At 61.6% G+C, this 18322-nt stretch carries 17 protein-coding genes; 6 read left to right on the forward strand and 11 right to left on the reverse strand.

Going from position 1 to position 18322, the window contains the following annotated elements:
* Positions 1-140 precede the first annotated feature (140 nt).
* A complete protein-coding gene (locus CCR94_RS04495; RefSeq protein ID WP_104506683.1) occupies positions 141-1814 on the forward strand; it encodes a methyl-accepting chemotaxis protein in 1674 nt (557 codons plus the stop codon).
* Between the two features lie 126 nt (positions 1815-1940).
* Here the strand turns inward: CCR94_RS04495 and CCR94_RS26300 are convergent, their stop codons facing one another.
* Positions 1941-2063 (reverse strand): hypothetical protein, encoded by a 123-nt coding sequence (locus tag CCR94_RS26300; RefSeq protein ID WP_275112800.1) that lies wholly within the window; start codon positions 2061-2063, stop codon positions 1941-1943.
* 3 nt (positions 2064-2066) lie between these two features.
* Between CCR94_RS26300 and CCR94_RS04500 the strand changes: the two genes are divergently transcribed.
* The gene (locus CCR94_RS04500) at positions 2067-4184 is read left to right on the forward strand and encodes a putative bifunctional diguanylate cyclase/phosphodiesterase (RefSeq protein ID WP_158254615.1); all 2118 of its coding nucleotides are present in this window, start codon (positions 2067-2069) and stop codon (positions 4182-4184) included.
* A 259-nt stretch (positions 4185-4443) separates the two neighbouring features.
* Here the strand turns inward: CCR94_RS04500 and CCR94_RS04505 are convergent, their stop codons facing one another.
* The 4 genes from CCR94_RS04505 to CCR94_RS04520 form a co-directional block, all read right to left on the reverse strand.
* On the reverse strand, positions 4444-5016 hold the full coding sequence (locus CCR94_RS04505) for a manganese efflux pump MntP (RefSeq protein WP_104506685.1): 573 nt from the start codon (positions 5014-5016) through the stop codon (positions 4444-4446).
* Positions 5017-5329: 313 nt separating this feature from the next.
* On the reverse strand, positions 5330-6043 hold the full coding sequence (locus CCR94_RS04510) for a TerC family protein (RefSeq protein WP_104506686.1): 714 nt from the start codon (positions 6041-6043) through the stop codon (positions 5330-5332).
* A gap of 66 nt (positions 6044-6109) precedes the next feature.
* Positions 6110-6706, reverse strand: a complete 597-nt coding sequence (locus CCR94_RS04515) for a tellurite resistance TerB family protein (RefSeq protein ID WP_206605774.1) — start codon at positions 6704-6706, stop codon at positions 6110-6112.
* 21 nt (positions 6707-6727) lie between these two features.
* Complete coding sequence (locus CCR94_RS04520) at positions 6728-7039, reverse strand: DUF1476 domain-containing protein (RefSeq protein WP_104506722.1); 312 nt, start codon at positions 7037-7039, stop codon at positions 6728-6730.
* A 749-nt stretch (positions 7040-7788) separates the two neighbouring features.
* Here CCR94_RS04520 and CCR94_RS04525 point away from each other — a divergent pair.
* From CCR94_RS04525 to CCR94_RS04540, 4 genes are all read left to right on the forward strand, one after another.
* Positions 7789-8421 (forward strand): hypothetical protein, encoded by a 633-nt coding sequence (locus CCR94_RS04525; RefSeq protein ID WP_104506687.1) that lies wholly within the window; start codon positions 7789-7791, stop codon positions 8419-8421.
* An 11-nt stretch (positions 8422-8432) separates the two neighbouring features.
* Positions 8433-8975: a M23 family metallopeptidase gene (locus CCR94_RS04530; protein ID WP_104506688.1), complete on the forward strand. Its 543-nt coding sequence runs from the start codon at positions 8433-8435 to the stop codon at positions 8973-8975.
* A 187-nt stretch (positions 8976-9162) separates the two neighbouring features.
* Positions 9163-10752, forward strand: coding sequence for a hypothetical protein (locus tag CCR94_RS04535; protein WP_146089855.1), 1590 nt, complete (start codon positions 9163-9165; stop codon positions 10750-10752).
* Positions 10753-10761: 9 nt separating this feature from the next.
* Positions 10762-12471, forward strand: a complete 1710-nt coding sequence (locus tag CCR94_RS04540) for a hypothetical protein (RefSeq protein WP_104506690.1) — start codon at positions 10762-10764, stop codon at positions 12469-12471.
* A gap of 405 nt (positions 12472-12876) precedes the next feature.
* Here CCR94_RS04540 and CCR94_RS04545 read toward each other — a convergent pair whose 3' ends face one another.
* From CCR94_RS04545 to CCR94_RS04565, 6 genes are all read right to left on the reverse strand, one after another.
* Positions 12877-13251, reverse strand: coding sequence for a transposase (locus CCR94_RS04545; protein ID WP_425332311.1), 375 nt, complete (start codon positions 13249-13251; stop codon positions 12877-12879).
* Complete coding sequence (locus tag CCR94_RS24950; protein ID WP_158254616.1) at positions 13233-13373, reverse strand: hypothetical protein; 141 nt, start codon at positions 13371-13373, stop codon at positions 13233-13235. Before CCR94_RS24950 ends, CCR94_RS04545 begins: the two co-directional genes overlap by 19 nt.
* The gene (locus CCR94_RS24955; protein ID WP_158254617.1) at positions 13370-13606 is read right to left on the reverse strand and encodes a hypothetical protein; all 237 of its coding nucleotides are present in this window, start codon (positions 13604-13606) and stop codon (positions 13370-13372) included. Before CCR94_RS24955 ends, CCR94_RS24950 begins: the two co-directional genes overlap by 4 nt.
* Positions 13607-14028: 422 nt before the next feature.
* Positions 14029-14871: a fumarylacetoacetate hydrolase family protein gene (locus tag CCR94_RS04555; RefSeq protein ID WP_104506693.1), complete on the reverse strand. Its 843-nt coding sequence runs from the start codon at positions 14869-14871 to the stop codon at positions 14029-14031.
* Positions 14872-14877: 6 nt separating this feature from the next.
* Positions 14878-15681, reverse strand: coding sequence for an SDR family NAD(P)-dependent oxidoreductase (locus CCR94_RS04560; RefSeq protein ID WP_104506694.1), 804 nt, complete (start codon positions 15679-15681; stop codon positions 14878-14880).
* The gene (locus tag CCR94_RS04565) at positions 15678-18317 is read right to left on the reverse strand and encodes a PEP/pyruvate-binding domain-containing protein (protein ID WP_104506695.1); all 2640 of its coding nucleotides are present in this window, start codon (positions 18315-18317) and stop codon (positions 15678-15680) included. The genes CCR94_RS04560 and CCR94_RS04565 overlap by 4 nt, the downstream gene beginning before the upstream one ends.
* Between the last annotated feature and the right edge of the window lie 5 nt (positions 18318-18322).

Genomic DNA, 18322 nt, shown 5'->3' on the forward strand with positions numbered 1-18322 from the left:
GAAAGACAACAACAAATTCGTTGAATCTTGGCCACGCGACAGAATGCGCGGCCTTTGTCAGTTTCATGACAGAGTTCTTAAAGTCCGAGTAACAACCGTGAGCTACGCAGGTTGAATGAAACAACCTGCGGTTGCGTCCCATGCGACTTACCACCAAGATTTCGGCCATCATCGGCATGTTCGCCGTAATTCTGGTGGCCGTCGCGGCCTCTCCGTTCGTGCAGGGCAAGCTCGACCGCGACCAGGAGCTGCGGATCGACAATGCCTTCGAAATTGCCGTTCTGGCCTCAAACATCTCCCAATCGGTTGAGCGCGCCGTCGCATCGGTGGATAGCGTCCTACTGGCGGATGACGACGCAAACTCACGCCAGGCCACCACGGAACTTCAAGGCGCGCTAGGCGCTATCCAAGCCTTCAAGACCGATCTGTTCGCCATCGTCGGCGAGCGCCTGTCCGAAGCCGAAAAGGCGCGCCTGTCGGCCCGGATAGCCGAATTCGTGGATTACCAGACGGATACAATGACCCTTTCCGTCAAGGTTTCGCGCAAGGCCGCCATTGTCCAGATCAATGACGAGAGCACCGTCGCCAATCGCAAGTCCATGCTGGCCGCGGTGAAAAAACTCAGCGACGAGACAATGGCGAGCGCGCGCGCCGAACGCCTTGCCGCAGAAGCGGCGCGGCAGCGCCGCGTCATGACGATCGCAGCCATTTCTGCGCTCACGGCGCTGCTCGGGGTTTTATTTGGCGGCTATGTCTGCGAGATCCACATCCGCAGGCCGCTCGACCGTTTGCGCAAGGGCGTGCTGAACCTTGCCGCCGGCGACCTCAACCTCGATTTGAAGGATTCGCGGCGTCGCGACGAAATCGGCGAAATGGCTGGCGCCGTCGTCACCTTTCGCGACATGCTCGCCGAAAAGCAGGCTTTGGGCGCAGAGGCCGCCCGAAAGGCGCAGCGCGAGATTGCGCGCGCCAACAAGCTGGACTCAGCGACCGCCAACTTCCGCAGTCACGCGGAACACGCCATGCAGGCGCTCAACGGGTCCGTGGCGGAAATGACCGATCGAGCCGAATGTCTTGTAAAGACATCGGAAGACACCAAGGACCAGTCGGCCGCCGCCACCCGGGCGGCGGAGGCGGCCGCGGGCGCGATCAGCCGTGTCGCCGACGCCGCCGACGCCCTGACGCGCTCCGCAGCGGTCATCCATGACCACGCCCATGCGTCGAGCGCGGTTTCAGTGGAGGCGCGCGCGGACATTCAGGACGCGCTGCGGCAGGTTGGCGGTCTGTCGCAGGCTGTCGGCGGCATTGGCGAAGCCGCTTCCCTGATCGAAAGCATCGCCGCCCAAACCAACCTCCTGGCGCTCAACGCAACCATTGAGGCGGCGCGCGCCGGGGAGCATGGCCGGGGCTTTGCCGTGGTCGCCCATGAGGTGAAAGCTCTGGCTGCGCGCACGGCCTCCGCCACTGGCCTGATCGCGTCTCACATCGCCTCCATTGACACCGCGGTAGCCGGCACGGCCGCCTCCGCCGAAAGCAACGGCGCCACCATCGCCCGGATGGAGGCGATCGCGTCCCAGGTGGCCGAAGCCGCCGCCGCGCAACGCGAGATCAGCCGCGAGATCGCCCAATCGGCGCTGTTGGCCGCGCAAGAGGCCGGAACGGTTGGAAACAGCATGGTGGCGATGCAAAGAGCGGCGCAAATGCAAGACGCCGAAGCTGAAAGGCTTCGCGCCGCCTCGCAGACCCATGCGCAGGAGGCGGCGGCGCTCGCCCAGTTCATTTCCACATACATCGCCGACGTGCGCGCAGCCTGATGTCCGGTTCGAGCAGTCACAGTTGGTCTTCATGAGGACAAATCAAGCATGAGCTTCTTGCGTCTCGCTGTCAGAACCAAGGTTGCCTCCGTTCTCGGCGCGTCCTGCCTTGTCGCGGCCACGCTCTCAGCCTTCGTCGTCTATCTCGGCGACCTCGAACGGCGGCAGGCGGAAACCATTTTCGATGCTTTCAGCGTCGCCAACGAAGCCAATGTCCTCGCCCAGGACGTCCAGAAAACCGTCGCGCAAGTCATGGCGATCATGGTCGCTGACGATCCGCGCGGCGCGCGCGAGAGGTCCGTCGAACTGCAAGACGACCTGCGAGAGATCGCATATCGTCGCACGACTCTGTTGTCGGGGATCGGCGACCAGATGTCCGATTCCGAGAAATCCCGGCTTTCCCTGCGGATAGATGAGTTCATCGCCTATCAGGCGGACACGGCGAGACTGTGTCTCCAAGTCTCGCCAAAAGCGGCGATCATACAGGCCACCGACGAAGCGGCCGTCTTGAATCGTCGAAAGATGCTGGCGGACGTTCAGCGATTGAGCCAGGACATGCTCGCCAGGGTGGAGGTCACGCGCCAGGAGTCGACCGTCGGCCGGAAAATCCGATTGGCCATGCTGCAAGTTGTTCCCGCTTCTATCATCATCATCGGCGGTCTGGTCGGCATTGCGCACTTGCGTCGGCGTGATGCGAACCGGCAAAAACGGCGCTACGATGTCGCGCTGAACAACATGCCCATCGGCATCTGCATGGCGGACGAACATGGCGTATTGACGGTCGTCAACGATCGGCTGTCCACAATGTTCGGCATCGAATTGGATTTGACGGGCTGCCCCGTGCGACAACTCGCCGAAGAAATCGCTTCGGCCGCCAAACTCGCCGATGGCAAGCGCGCGGCGTTTATCGCGGATATCGGGCGGCTGTTCAACGCGCCGTTTTCCAAGCCGCTTGTCGCCGTGCTGGGCGAGCGCATCTTCGAGGTCCGATGTCACGCGATGGACGAGGGTGGGCGTCTGATCGTCATCGACGATGTCACCGCCACCAGACGCGCTTCGCAAAAAATCGAACGCATGGCCATGTACGACTCCTTGACCGGGCTGTCCAACCGTCTTCGCTTCCGCGACCAGCTCGCAATGACCGTTCAGGCGTGCAGCGAAAGCAATCTGACGTTCTCTGTCTTGTTCGTCGATCTCGACGCCTTCAAGGAGGTCAACGACACCCTCGGCCATCCGATGGGCGACAAGCTCCTGTGCGAAGTCGCGGAGCGGCTGACGGCGACCGTTAGAGCCGGGAGTCTGGTCGCGCGCTTCGGCGGAGACGAGTTCGCGATCATCCTTGCCCCAACGGTTGGCCCTCAAGACCTTGACGCGATTTGCAGTCGCCTGATCGCCGCGACGAGCGCGCCCTATCACATCGAAGGCCACAGCATGGTGGTCGGGGCAAGTATCGGCGCGGCGTCGTTCCCCCGGGATGCGAGTACGGGCGAAGCGATCATCAAATGCGCGGACCTGGCGTTGTATCGTTCCAAGGCGCTCGGTCGTTCCTGCTTCCGTCAGTTCGACGCGTCGATGCAGGCGGAAGCAATGCTGAAGCGCCAAATCGAACATGATCTGCGTGCGGCTATCGCCAACGACGAACTGGAACTCTTCTACCAGCCGATCGTCGATGTCCGCAGCCATCGCGTCAACACGTTCGAAGCCCTGTTGCGCTGGCGCCATCCGACTCGTGGACTCGTCTCGCCGGAAGTCTTCATACCGATTGCGGAAGAAACGGGCCTCATCGTCGAAATCGGCGAATGGGTGCTTGCAAGCGCCTGTCGTGACGCCGCCGCGTGGCCGGCGGACATTCGCGTGGCGGTGAATTTTTCGCCGGTTCAGTTCCGGCGCCGCGACGTCGTCGCCATGATCGAACGGGCCTTGCCTGCGGCCGGCCTGGCGCCTGATCGGCTCGAAGTCGAAGTCACCGAAGCCATACTGATCCGCGACGCCGAAGCCACCCGTATCGTCTTCGAGCGCCTCAGGCGATCGGGCGTGCGGCTCTCACTCGACGATTTCGGCTCGGGCTACTCCAGCCTGAGCTACTTGAACACATTCCCATTCGACAAAATAAAGATTGATCGCGCCTTCGTGATCGACTTGAGCAACCCGAAATCGCTCGCGGTCATCACCGCCGTCATAAACCTCGCCGAACGCCTCAATCTGTCGCTCGTTGTCGAAGGCGTTGAAACGGAAAAGCAGCTCGAGATTCTCTCGAGCCTCGGCGTTACGAACTTTCAAGGCTTTTTGTTCTCTCCGCCGAGACCGCTCGCGGAAATCGATCAAATGATCAGAGAGCCGTTCCATTCGCACCTGCACGAAGCCGCCTGAAATCCTGCGCAGCCCATCCGCGACGTCGAAGCTTGCGACGCCAGGGGTCGCGACTTGCCTTCAGCAATCCATGCGATCTCAGCTGACATTGCCGATGTGCTTCCTCAATAGAGTTGGATTCCCACCTGTCTGATCAGCTGTCGTTGACCGACTCGCAGTGGCGCTATCGCCCTGGGCGCCAGCATGTTTCTCGGAGGCGGCGCCATTTTGAGATTGAGCGGGACCGCCGCCGTGAGCGTCAAGCTGCGGATAAGCGAAATTACATCATACTGATCGGGGATCCCGTAAGATGGGAGATCAAGATCTTCGTCCCGATGGCAAACAGGCCAACGCCGCCGAGCCGCTCGGCCCATTTTCCGGTGCGTTCGCCGATGACGCCGCCAAGGCGGAGGCCAATCAATGTCATCATCAAGGTGACGGCGCCGATCGTCAGCAGCGTCAAAGGTATGTTGTCGCTGAAAAGCGCGAGGCTCACGCCTACCGCCGTTGCGTCAACGCTCGTTCCAAGCGCAGTCGCGAAAACCGCGGCGACGGTCGGCATGGCGGCGCCGATCTCTTCAGCGTCTTCCTCAAAACTCTTCCAGATCATGCGTCCGCCCAGAAAGCCGAGGATCCCGAAGGCGATCCAGTGGTCGAACGCTTCGATCGTCCCCGCGAATTGCTTACCGAGAATATAACCCACCAATGGCGCGCAAGCTTCCATGAGCCCGAAGCTGAGCGCGATCGCGGCGATGCGGGCGACGCCCATATTGGGGAAGCGCGCCCCTTTCGCAACGGAAGCCGCGAAGGCGTCCGTGGAGAGGCTGAAGGCAAGGATAAATGTTTGCAGCATGATGTCCTCTGGCGGCGTCGGTTCGCCTTTTAGCGTTGCGCATCGGTCTCGCCAGAGTGCAACCACCCGCGTCACCAGAGCCGGAGCCCATCATGTTGATGACGTTCCGTCCTGAGACGTCGCCTACTCCCCAATGCAGGCATGGTCTTAGCTTGGCGGAGTGACAGAAGCAAACCCGGCGGCGGACCGAGGATCGAGACGTTCATCCGCGACTGTCGCCCGAAAGCAGGATCAACGGCGCCAGCGCAAGCGGACCATCCTGGCGAGATCGGCATTGGCGAGACATGAGACCGATCTCAAAGGCGGTGAAGCCTTAAGCGGGATCGCCCATCGACGCAGCTTTCCTTCGGGAGAGAAGGAAACCGACCGCGACGACGAACAGAGCGCCGGCGAGCGCGGCGGCGTAGTGCGGCAATGCGTCTCCGAAGCCGTACGCGGCGCTGAAATCGTGCGCGAAGCTGGCGACAAAGGGGTCGCCGACGATCATTTCTCCGGAAATCCAGCCGAGCAGCGCGCCGCCGAACCAGACGAGGAGGGGAAAGCGCTGAATCAGCGTGGAGATCAGCGACGCGCCGCCGACGACAAAGGGAATCGAAATGAGGAGACCGATCACGAACAAGGAGATGTTCCCCTTGGCGGCGCCGGCGATGGCGACGACATTGTCGAGGCTCATGACAAGGTCGGCCAGCGCAATGGTTCGGACCGCTCCAAAGAGGCTTTCATGCGCCTTGAGTTCATGCGCTTCGTCCTCTTCGGACTTGACCAGCCTGATGGCGATCCAGAGCAGCAGCGCGCCGCCGCCGATGCGTAGATAAGGAACCGCGAGCAAATAGGTGATGACGGTCGCAAAGATGATGCGCAGGACGACCGCAGTGCCGGCGCCCAGCCCAATGCCGAGTTTTTGCCGATTGGCCGGCAAGGATCGGCACGCCATCGCAATGACGACGGCGTTGTCGCCCGAAAGCAGAATGTCGATCCAGATGATTTCAAGCAATGGAATCAAGTATGTGGCGCTGAAATAGTCCATTTGGGCGTCCGCAGGTCAGTTTGTTGGGAAAGCGGCGGCGGGGTTTCGCCGCCGCCGCGCCGTCATTCAGAGCCCGAAATCGCCGGCGTTGAGGCCGAGTTCGGCGCAGATCGCGCGCACGGCGGATTTTTCCTTGTCGTCGAAATCGCCGTCGGACGCGCCGATCACGCAGCAGACGCGCACCATTGTGCGGGCGGCTGCGTCATTGCCCTTGAGGCGGCCAACGACCTTCATGGCTTCGATCTTGCCGATATCGGCGTCGAAATCGAATTTTGCCGTGATCTGGTTGAAGAAGGCGATGACCTCCTCAAGCTTGAACACCTTGAGCTCGTCGGACGCCTGGAGATAGGCGACCATTTTCTTCTTTTCCTCGCTCGAAATCGAGCCGTCCGCAGCGGCGACGAGGGCGCAGGAGGCGACGGTCGCTTCGAGGAAGTCTTTGTTCTTGAACTTGCCCACCTCGTCGAGCAGGGTCTGGCGCGCCGTCGAGGCGGCGTCTTTGAAAGTCTTGATCCAATCCATCATGATCTTGTCCTTTGCGGTTTCAGGTCCACGTCCGATCCGGACAGCGCCGAGTTTCTGCGCCGTCCAGCCCGGACGCGGTGGTTGGGCCGGCCAGCGCAGGATCGGAAAATCCTTGATCCGGTCGGCGAGAAGGGTCACTGGCCTGCCTCGGAACGCCCGTCAGGACGCCGCCAGTTGGCGGCGCGCTTCGGCGGCGGCGCGGTCGAGTTCCGTCCGCACCTCTGTTTCCGAGGCCTTGCCGGCGAGATCGGCGCGCACCTTGGCGATGACGTCCTCGTCGCCCGGCGCCTGGAAATCCGCCGCGATGACCAGCAGGGCGTAAGCCTCCGCCGCCTCGCCGGCGAGGCCCTGTCGGCTTGCCGCCCAAAGGCCGAACAGACGGTTGCGGCGCGCGGTCAGACGGAAGGCCATGTCCTCCTCGTGCTGGAACGCGGCTTCATGGGCTTTGGCGCGGTCACTGAGACTGTTCATGTTCAACTCCTCGCTCTGTGATCGGCTGATCGCATCGGTCCAAAGGCGCGCGCCGTCCACGCGTCCGCCGCAACGGTCGCGTCAAATCGTTCGTTTTTGCGCTGATTTCGGCAATTGTCCGCGCGGAAGCGCCAGACTTGCGAAGGCCATCCGGAATTATGCGTCTCCGACATCACGGTTCCTTTTACGGGCGCCGTATGCGTGAAAGGCGGATGTCTGGGTCGGGAGTTCGTAAGAGATCAGAGCCCAACACAAACCACCGCTTCCAGCGCAACGGCGCGGGATACGGCGATCCGACATCGCGAGGTTGCCCGACACGCGTCGGGGTCCTCGCCAGAGGGGCCCGGATTCATCTTTGTTGAGAGTTATATAGAAGTTTTGGCCGCGCAGTTCAAGAGACAGGAAATCTGGCGCGCGTCTCGGACGGACGCGCCTCAATCGCGATGCTTAAACAGGTCCTGGCCAAAGCGGGTCGATGGGATGGCCGCAAGATGCAGCAGGGGCGCTGGCGAAAAAATCCCCCTCGCCGCGAACGCCCCCAAGGACGCACTTTTTCGTGATATGAAATAATTTACGAGCCCTGAACATAACTTTTTGCAATGATTTCAGATCGATAATAGCGCTCTTCATGAAATTGTTATCATGGTATCCTCTTGACTGTTTTTGGTATCCCATGACATCATAAATAAACAACGAAGTCTCGGCTATAAGACATTGTTTTGCCGCGTTTTTCGCCACGGAGCCGTACAATGGCGCTTGAGCTCGGGGATCATATTTGGTACTGGGGTGGCAATATCTCACGCGCGCAGAACATTCCGAGGCGCGACTGGTTCCCGGACTCCAATCCGGGTGATTCCAATGACTACTCCGGACACGGTTCAGAAATTTACTACTTTGTCATTTATTCTGACCAGATTGCGCGCGGCCAGCCGCACATGCGAAACCGCCCGGGCAGCTTCTCCTGGATGAACAACAATCCCGGGAATATCACGGGCGTGCCAGGTGGCCCGGATTTCGGGCAATATCCTGGAAAATTCTCCTGGCATAACTTCCTGATTTTCCCCGATTGGTCGACTGGCTTCGATGCGATCGCGAAGCTTCTCCAAGGCCCCGCATACGCCTCACTATCAATCCTGGATGCGTTCAAGAAGTATGCGCCCGCATCCGATGGCGGCAACAATCCCGTGCAGTACGCCAACGATGTCGCCAAGGCGCTAAACATAGACGTCAACACGCTGATCGGCGACCTGAACGGCGATCAGATGGTCGTCATGCAGAACAAGATTCAAGACATCGAGGGGGCGATCGCCGGCGACAGTCTGGCCTGGAATTCCGATGAAATACCTTCCGAGATCGCGAACCAATTGCCTTCCACTAGCTGACTGGCGCATCCATGCCTGAACCGTTTTCCATCAACATCAGCGCTCCTCTCAACCCTTCAGGTTACACCCGAGGACTTGGAGGACCCAACCAGGGTGGCCACGTCGGACCGAACTGGTACATTCAATACGGAATGGATCTTGGCGCGGACGAGGGCACGCCTGTTTATGCGGCCTTTGATGCTCATATCACGAGATTTCAGCGACACGACCCGTCAGCGGATACCGACAAGGTTTTTGGGGCGCAGATTTTCATGCGCTCGCCCAATGACAAAATGGGCGCATTCTATACGCATCTGACCGACGTTCCTGACAGCATAGGTGTGAACAGCGTCGTTGCTCGCGGCGATCTGATCGGCACAATATGCAAATTTGGCGGGACTCCAACCCATCTACATATTGCCCTTGTCGAAATTATCGGCGGCGCTCCGGGAGGTCAGTATACCGGCGTTGACCTGTATCAATTCTTTGAACAATTGCAGACTGAAAGCATCGACACCGTTGCCTCCATCCAGTTCTGGCAAAATGGATCACCACCCGAGCCATCAACAAGCTGAATGCCGATAATCCATACTATATTTCTTTATCATGAACACCAAATGGTAATCTGCGGCAAAACTATGTATTTTTCCATGATTGACCGGATTCTTTGAAATATTATGGCGTTTTATATTACATTAAGATAATATTTTTTTACTTCGTTTAATTAAAAATTCCATGCAGTGCTAAATGGAGGACGGTTGAATGGCGCTACTCGAACCCAGCGTGCTCGCCAACACAATCATGGCGAAACTGTACGATGTCCTTACCAGCGGAGACAATGTCGTCCCGCCTTCTCAGGATAACTTCTTCAGCTGGTGCACACCGGGAATACCGATGGATCCCGAGGATCTCCGGTTCCTTTCGCAAGGGCTGACCGGCATTGTCCGAAAATCGGCGGCGGACGCGATGCAACCGTCCGCCGCCGCCGCATCGGGCGCCGCCGTACAACCGGCGCCGCTCACGCCGGATCAGCTCAATCAGTTGATGGCGCAGGACACGATGCGTCTTTACATGCAGGCTGAGAATCTGGCGCGCCTTCTGGATTTCGTTCCCGATGTCGCGGCTGGCACGAACAGCCAGTTTGCGCGCATGTCCGTACAGAACAACGACGGCACTCTCTCGGACGTTTACGATTACACATTGCGCATGAGTCAGGTCATGAAGGTCGAGTTGCCTCCGGAGACCGTCGCACAAATCGACAAACTCAACAAACTCTTGAGCAAAACGGTGAAGGCGAAGGACATCATCACCGGAGAGGAGACCGAGACGCAGCAGCCAAGCGATCTTGTTATCCTCTACCACCAGAAGCAGCAGGCCTATGATGCAGCCGCGCTTGAGTACAATTCTCATAGAATCGACGCGCTCACGGCTACAAACGCTCGCGCCATCCATGATTGGGCCATCAATGCTCACATCTATCGCGATGCCGTCAACGCAGCGATGGCGGATTGGCAGACCTCGGGTCACAAAACAGACTATGAGAAGATCGCGGCGTTCTTCGAACAAATCGGACAGCGCGATATGGCGCTCATCAAGCAGCGTTACCTTCAGCAAATGGAACAAGCGCTGCTGACCTCCCCCGTCTCAGGTTCGGATTTCTTTTTTACCTCGCTTGTGCCCGGCAATTTCGCAACTTCGACCGGCTGGAGCAAGTTCGGCTTTTCCGCTGGCGACTACCAAACCCACTCGAATTCGAGTTACAGCTGGTCGAAGAGCGGCGGGCGCGGAGGCGCGACATTCTTTGGCTTTGGCGGCGGCGGATCTCATGAAGAAGCAAGCAGCCACAGCGAATATCACGGCACATTCGACAGCAGTTCCGTCAACATGACCTTCGAGATTGCGCAAGTCCCGATCGCGCGGCCTTGGTTCAGGCCCGCTTTTCTCACCAGCCACTACTGGCGCTTTGATCAAAACAATGTGGCCGTGAAAGGAGACCGGCTTTGCGATGGCGGAAACCCGCCGAATGGCAAGATGCCGGCATACCCCACTTCCGCGATCTTCGTGCGCAATCTCTCCTTGCAATTCGGGGAGAGCCATGGCTTCTCGGATTTCGTCAACAACGCCAAGAGCCAGGCGAGCAGCGGCGGCGGATGTTTCGCCTTCGGCCCGTTTTTCGTCGCCGGCAGCGGCTCGCACCGATCCGGTTCGGGCGACACACGGCGCGACTACGGCTTCAAGTTCGAAAACAACACCATGAGCATCGATGGCATGCAACTCATCGGTTTCAAATGCCATGTCATGCCGAAAAGTCCAGATCCGTCCCCCGACATCCCTGCAAATGCCTGGATATGAGAGGCGCGCATGGATGCCTTCGTTCAGATCGCGCTCATGGAGAAGGCGAAAAGGATCTTCGCGCAGGATGCCGGGAGCATGCTGTGCTTCCCCTTCCTGTCGCCGCTGACGTTCTCGCCGGCAGAAATCGGGCGCATTCTGTCCCCCTCGACGGCGGCGGATTATAACGCCGCCGCGGATTTCGCGCGCATTGTCAACTTTCTGCCACACGACATTGTTGCGACGGCGACCGAGCGCAAATTATGGGATGTCTATCGCGAGGTGCTTGCGCGCGCGGAGGTCGCGGAAAGCTCCGACAGTTCTCCAGATACCGGCGCGGCCGAGGCGCTTCTCTATGTCGCCGCGGCGGACGGTTCGCATTCGGATAGCGCCGCGCTTCTGACCTATCGCCAGTACCGCGACGCCTGGATCGCGGCGAATGAAGACTACGCCGCGCATCGCGTTACGGGTGAACTCAGCGAAGACCCGGAAGTAAGGCGAAGTTGGAAGGAAACGGGTGAACCCTTGATGCGCGCGCAGATCGACGCCGCCGCCTCGGCATGGGAAACGGTCGGACGCCGGGCGGCGATCGAGCGCGCATTGCAGCTCCTGCGCGAGGCCGAGGCATCGAACCCGCAATCCCGCTGGGCGCAATGGTCGCGCGACTTCAATCCGGACATCGACCTGTTGACGGATCCGAGCGGCGGCCAATATGCGCCGGCTGGGATCTCCCCCAGCGATTTCGCGGCCGGACACGACTGGCTGCATTTTGAAATGTCGGCTGGCGAAATGGCGGCGCTCGTCGCGGGCGCGCCCGCCTCGCTGCGGGACGCCCTGCCGCAAGGCGCCGGCGCCGGCGTCGGGCGCGTCTCTTTCGACTATACCTCGGTCATGATCGTGCGGCCATGGTTTCACCCGGATGTGTTCACATCGCAAATATGGCGAAGCCAGGATCCCGACCTGATCCTCAGCAACGGCGTCGATCCTCCTTCAGGCGCATGCCCAGCTTACGCGACCGCGATCGTGTTCACGCGCAACCTCCAGACCTTCGGCGCAGGCTCTCCGGGGCATGCCGCCGGCGCCTTGCGTTTTTCGGCTGATGCGTGGCGCTTCATGCCTGTCGCCGTCGAGAACAGGACGGCGCTGGTCAGAAAGTCAGCGCAGCCAGCGCCCGCAAATGCGGTCTCCAGCCCCCCTCCAGCGGCGTTCAGTCGTCTCCATCGAGCGACCTTCGCACGCGTCCTTGCCACTGCCCCGCCCCAGATGGATTTCCAGGCCGCCCCGCGCGTTCCGCAGGCGCCGCCGCCGCCATCTCAACCTCCAGGCGACGAATTATCGATCCTCGCCTTCATATGCAAACGTCTCCCAAAAGCGCCCAATCCGCTGCCAACGCTGCATTTTGCAACAACAAGCACAGGCGCCGACGTGATTTCCAAACTGGTCGCGGCGGGCATCGATTTCAGCGTCGAGGAGGCGGATATTCGGGAATGGTTGAGCGATAGCGAGTCTACGCCTTACCCGGCCATTTCGGCCGCCTTGCTGGCCCTTCTCGGCGGCAAGCGCCTGCGCCGGCCAGTTTACCTCGACGGGATCACCTGGAAGTACGAACACGCGCCAGGCGCTTCTTCGCCGCGTCGTGTGGCCGACGTTGACGGAGGCCGGCTGGAAACGGCCGTGATTGCGAGCTACAATGAACGATACGGCGATTCCGTTGAAAGTTTTCAGGCTTTGGTTCAGTAGGCGGCGCAACCAGTCGGTCGTTGGAGCGTAGTCGAATGTGATCGGCGTACATATTTGCGAGCCGATGATCGAGAATGGGAATGCTCTCTGCATCGCCGTGGTCGTTTGTTGCAACGTATCAATCCGCCGTAGCATGAAGGCGCAGGCGGGCGCGGCGTCAGCGGTATCGGTTCGCCGGGATGGTCGGATCGTCCTTATGGACTTTGATGAGATCGATCAGTGTCTCAATCCCGAAGTCGGTGAAGGCCAACAGCCAGTCCTCGTCTCCGCCAAGCTCCTTGGCCGCGCGGTTGATCGTCCGGCATCGCCCTCGGCAGGAAATCGTGGTTGTTCTCCGATTCCGACCGCGACGAGGTATCCCTCCAGCGTGACGCGCCTTGCGAGATTCAGGGCCCCCGAGCCATTCTACGCAGTTAGAGCATTCCCCGGCTCACATGATCCATATCCATCATGCCTGAAGAAGTTAGAGCATTCCAGGGAGCTGAAGTCGGCGAGAATGACGCCGATGCGGCGCCAGAGTTCATCGACGGTTCGTTCCTTGGCTTTGCGCAAGAGGGCTTTGAGCTTGGCGAACATCATCTCGATGGGATTGAGATCGGGCGAATAGGGCGGCAGATAGAGCAATCTTGCGCCCGTCTTTTCGATGATCACGCGCACGCCCGCGACCTTGTGAGCGGGCAAGTTGTCCATGATGACAACGTCGCCTTCCCTCAGAGTTGGCGCGAGGCGCTGGGCAAACCAAACCTGGATGATCGCCCCGTTCATTGGCCGGTCAACCACCAGGGCGCGGTGATGGCGTCATTGCGCAATCCCGCGACAAAGGTCGTCGTTTTCCAATGGCCATGCGGCGCATAGTCAACACGCCGCTCGCCCTTGGCGCAGCGGCCGCGTGTCCGCGTCATTTGCGTGTTTGTACCGGTTTCATCAATGAATACAAGCCGGTCCGGATCAAGCGCCGGCTGCATCTTTTTCCAGCCGTCGCGCGCTTTCGCCACGTCTTCGCGATGCTGCTCGCTGGCGTGCAACGTTTTTTATCGCTGAGGTTGTGGCGCTGAAAGAACCGCGCGATCGAACTGTCCGAGGTTTTGACCTGACGCTCGTCCAGAAGCCGAGCTTCGATCTCAGCCAGCGTCAAGTCACCCTCGCCCGCAACCAAAGCCGGAAGCATTCCGCGTGCGCGTCCAACGGCGAGGGTAGAGCCTTCTTGCCGGGCTTCTCGGCAAAGCTCCCCGTTTCTTGTAACGCCGGAACCATTTTATCGACGACGATTCCGACACCAACCCCGCCCCTCCAAAATTCCGAGTCAGACTAAGCGGGGAAACTCTAGCTGAATCTCCTAGAGCGCGATGCGTTTCCGTGGAAACGCATCGCGCTCCAGACTCTTTGTTTTCGCATGATCTTTTCCAAAAGCCGGTGTCCACTTTTTGGGATCACGCTCTAAGGCGACCTTCCCGACAAGGCCTGCGACGGTCTCTTCATGACCCAAAGCCGACTTTCACTGACGCGATGCACTCCGTCGCGCGGCGCCGCGCGCCGCGAGAAGACGGCGAACCGCCCTCAGTTCGCCGGCAAGCCGCAAATCACGCGCTGCCGTTGCGCGCCGAGGCCTGACGCGCCCAAATCGACTTGATCTCCGGCGCTCAGATACCAGCCCCGCGTCATGCCCACGCCCGGCGGCGCGCCAGTAATGATCACATCGCCGGGCTGCAACGCCATGAACTGACTGACATAGCTCACCAGTTCCCGGACCGGAAAAATCATGTTCGCCGTGCTGTCGTCCTGCACACGGCGCCCGTTGACGTCGAGCCACAGCCTGATGTCCTGCGGGTCCGGCGCTTCGTCTTTCGTCACCAGCCAGGGGCCGAGCGGACAGAAACTTTCGTACGACTTGCCCTTTATGAATTGCCCGCCGCGCTCATTCTGAAAATCGCGCTCGGACACGTCGTTGGCGAGCGTGTAGCCGGCGATGTGGTCGAGCGCCTTGTCGACGGGAATTCTTTTGGCGCGCTGCCCGATCACCACCGCCAGTTCGACCTCCCAATCCACCTTGGTCGCGCCGGGCGGGATTTCAATCGGGTCGTTCGGACCGCAAACAGCCCCGGTATGCTTGGAAAAAATGATGGGTTCGGATGGGATTTCGTATTGGGCGCCATGGCCGGGATAGTTCAGGCCGATGGCGATGACATTGCCAATGCCCGCGACCGGCGGACCGAGGCGGGGCGCCCCTTCCACCAATGGCAAGTCTTCGGGATCGAGCCGCCGCAGAGACTCGAGTTGCGCCGGCGCCAGCGTCGCGCCGCCGATGTCGGACACCTGACTCGCCAGGCTCCTGATATGTCCATGCCGGTCGAGAAGTCCAGGTTTTTCGAAACCGGGCGGCCCGTATCGCAACAGTTTCATCGGCGGTTACTGCGCTCCGGGGGCGCCGCCGCCCGCGTTCATGGCGAGATTGCCGCCATCGACCGGCAGGATCACGCCATTGACGCAAGCCGCCGCCTCCGAGGCCAGAAACAGCGCAGGGCCCACCATGTCCTCGGGCGCAAGCAAGCGCCCCATCGGCAGGCCCATCAGGATGCGCGGCAGCACTTTGTCGCGGAAATGCGGATTGTCCATGTGCGCGGCGAGTCCGGGCGTCAGAACCTGCGCCGGCGCCAGCGCGTTCACGCGCACGCCGCGCCCGCCATATTCGACGGCGAGTTCCCTGGTCATCTGATGAACCGCGCTCTTGGTGGCGCTGTAGGCGAAGGCGCCGCGTCCGAGCGCCGTCTCGCCGGCGTTCGAGCCGATATTGATGATGCAGCCGTTTCCCTGCGCCAGCATGAGCGGCAGCGCGGCGCGGATGCACAGGAAATAGCCGGTGACGTTGACGGCGAACATCCGGTCCCAATCGGCCAGCGGCAGTTCGTGCGGCGGGCAACGGCGCGGAAACACGAAGGGGACGTTGACGAGAACGTCGAGACCGCCGAGCGTATCCTTGATCCGGGCGAACAGCGCGTCGACATCGGCCTCGCTGGAAATGTCGCAGCGCGCCGCCAAGGCCGTCTTGCCGATCTCCTGCGCCGTGCGCGCCAGCCCCTCTTCATCGATGTCGCAAACCGCCAGTTGCGCGCCAGCGCGGAAAAATCCCAGGGCGAGCGCGTGGCCGACGCCGCCATTGGCGCCGGCGCCGGTGACCAGAACCCTGCGTCCGGCGAGATCGAACAGGTTCATTGCGGCGCCTCAAGGATTTCGACGCGCCCGGTGGCGCCGTCGAGGCTCACCAACGCGCCGTCGCGCAGCAGACTGGTCGCCCCCTCCAGCACCAGGGCCGGAACCCCGCTCTCGCGCGCCTGGCAGGCGGCATGGGCGAGCACGCCGCCGACTTCGACGATCAGCCCGGCGGCGACGCGCAGCAAGGGCGCCAGTCCGAGATTGGCGGAGCGGGTGACGATGATCCGCTCCCGACAGGAGCCATGCGGCGGGCCGCTCGCGCCCTCGTCGAGCAGCATCACCCGGCCCACGACGGCGCCGGGAGCCACGGGCGCGCCTTTCAGCCCGCCCGCGGCGGTTTTCGCCCGCGCGCCGAGGCGATGTAACGCCTCGGCGGACACCACGGCGGGAACGCGCCGTTGCGCGGCGAGCAGGGCGGCGATCTTTCGCTCGCGCCTTCGCGCCCGAACCAATGGCGCGAACGCCTCGGGCGTCTCGAAACCATCGTCAAGTTCACCCGGCTCCAGATAGAAGATGTCGCCGTCCGCCCATCCCAGCCGCCGGTTGATTTCGAGCAGGATGTCTCGCAACGCGCGGTACTCTCCGGTGTAACAATGCTTGTTGGTTTCGCGCAGCGGCAGGAAAGCCTGGGCGAGGCGCAGATCGGCGAACAAGGCGCGGATTTCGTCCTCGCTCGCGCCGCGCGCCGCCAGTTGGCGCCGAACCGCCCGCTGCGTGGCGCGGCGCTGGCGTTGTTGTTCGCGGAATTCCGCCCCCGGCCGGCGCCCGGAAGCGGTCAGCTCCCGCAACAGCTTGTCCACCGCTTGCGGATCCTCCGCCAGGCGTGGCAGCGAAATCTCCAGTTCGTTCGCGGCGCAATGACCATGGGACGACAGGAAGGCGTGAAGGCCGATCCGTCCGCGCGCCAAACCTTCGAGATCGAAGGCTTGCCGCGTGACCATGCTGCCGTCGAGCCCCTTGAGCAGGTCGCCGGTCAGCCCGTCGTCGCCGAAATGACATTGCAGCCGCCAGCGAACGAGATCGGCGAAGAAGAAGGCGATGCGCGCGGCCATGACGAAATCGACGCAGAGGTTTTGGCGCAGGCGGTCGAGCCGCTGCTGGAAAGCGGCGAGCAGATCATTTTCAGAGCCGTCGATTTCGTCGCGCCTGGGCGGCTCAAGCGCGCGGAGCCATGCGCGCTCGTCGCTTTCGCGGCGGCGAAGCATGTCGCCGGCCGCCTTGCGCATGGCCGCGTGGAAACGCCAGAAGGCGTCATGGCGCTTGCGGCCCTCCTCGGCGCCGTGGCGCGCCTGCGCCTCATCGAGGCTCAATCCCTGGGCATAGAGGCCGAATTCGGGATAAGAGGCGCGGCCCGGCTCGCGCGCGATGCGGTCAAGAATGTCGTCCACCTCGATTTCGGGGCCAATGCGGAAAGTTTTCGCGTCGATCTCGACATTGAAATAGGGCTGGCCGCAAATCAGTTCGTAAAGCGGTTCAGCGGCGTCCTGTTCCAGCACATAGCCGAGCTTGCGGCGCCCGGTGGCGATCGCCGCGCCGGGGCCGGCGAAGATCGCGCGGAACAGGCCGAAACTCATCGGCGTCGGGGTCGGCAGCAATTCGCCGATATTGCCGTTGCTGAAGATCGCGCGCCGCCCCTCCAGCTGGCCCTGACGCCGCAGGGACGCGACGCGGTTCGCGAGTTGCGCGCGCGTCGTTTCGAGATAGCTCTCGACTTCGTCTTCGCCGATCGACGCCCGGTCCGCGCCCGTGATCGGCCGCGCCTGGATGACATGGATGCGGCCGCCCCGAATGGCGAATTCGATGTCCTGCGGACAGCCGAACAAGGCTTCGATCTCGACCGCCAGACCAACGAGCGCTTTGGCCTGCGCCCGCGTCACAGCCGGCTTTTTCGCGCGCGTGGGCGCGAGCGCGACAGGACCGGCTGATGTCAGCATGAACGTCTGGTCCGTAACGGTTTCCGACCGGATCGCGCCGTCTCGCCCGGCGACGATGACATCGCCGTTGACGCGGCCCGAGGCCAGCGGCTCGCCCAGCCCGCGCGTCGCGTTGATGACGATTTCGCCGCGCGCGCCGGTGACGGGATTTGCGGTGAAGACGATCCCCGAGGCCTGCGCATCGACCAACTCCTGAACCAGCACGGCCATGGCCGGCGGCTTGTTCCCAATGACGCGCGCGCGCAAAAACTCGGCCTCGGGCGCATGCAGCGCGCGAAAACAGGTTTCGACCGCCGCGATCATCTCGTCGGCATTACGCACAGGCAGAACGGTGGGAAACACGCCAGCCCAGGAGGTATCGCGCCCGTCCTCCTCGGTGGCGGAACTGCGCACCGCCGCCGTGGCGAAGCCGCTGCGCCGCCAGACTTCCACGAGCATTTCGCGCAATTGCGGCGGCAGACAAATGTCGTCGCCGCAGCGGGATTGGCGAAACGCTTCCGTCGTGACGCAAAAACCGTCCGGAATGCAAAAGCCCTTTCGTCGCAGCGCCCCAAGAGGATGAACCTTGCCGCCGACCAGCGGCGCGTCGCCCGCTCCGATATCGTCGAGCGCGCGGATGAGATCGCGCCGCCGCGCGCGCGGCGCCTGCTGCGGAAAAAGGGCGACTTCTGAAAAGGACACAGACTCGATTGCGCCGGTCATGCGTT

This window comes from Rhodoblastus sphagnicola, from assembly GCF_002937075.1.
Taxonomy (GTDB): Bacteria; Pseudomonadota; Alphaproteobacteria; order Rhizobiales; family Beijerinckiaceae; genus Rhodoblastus; species Rhodoblastus sphagnicola.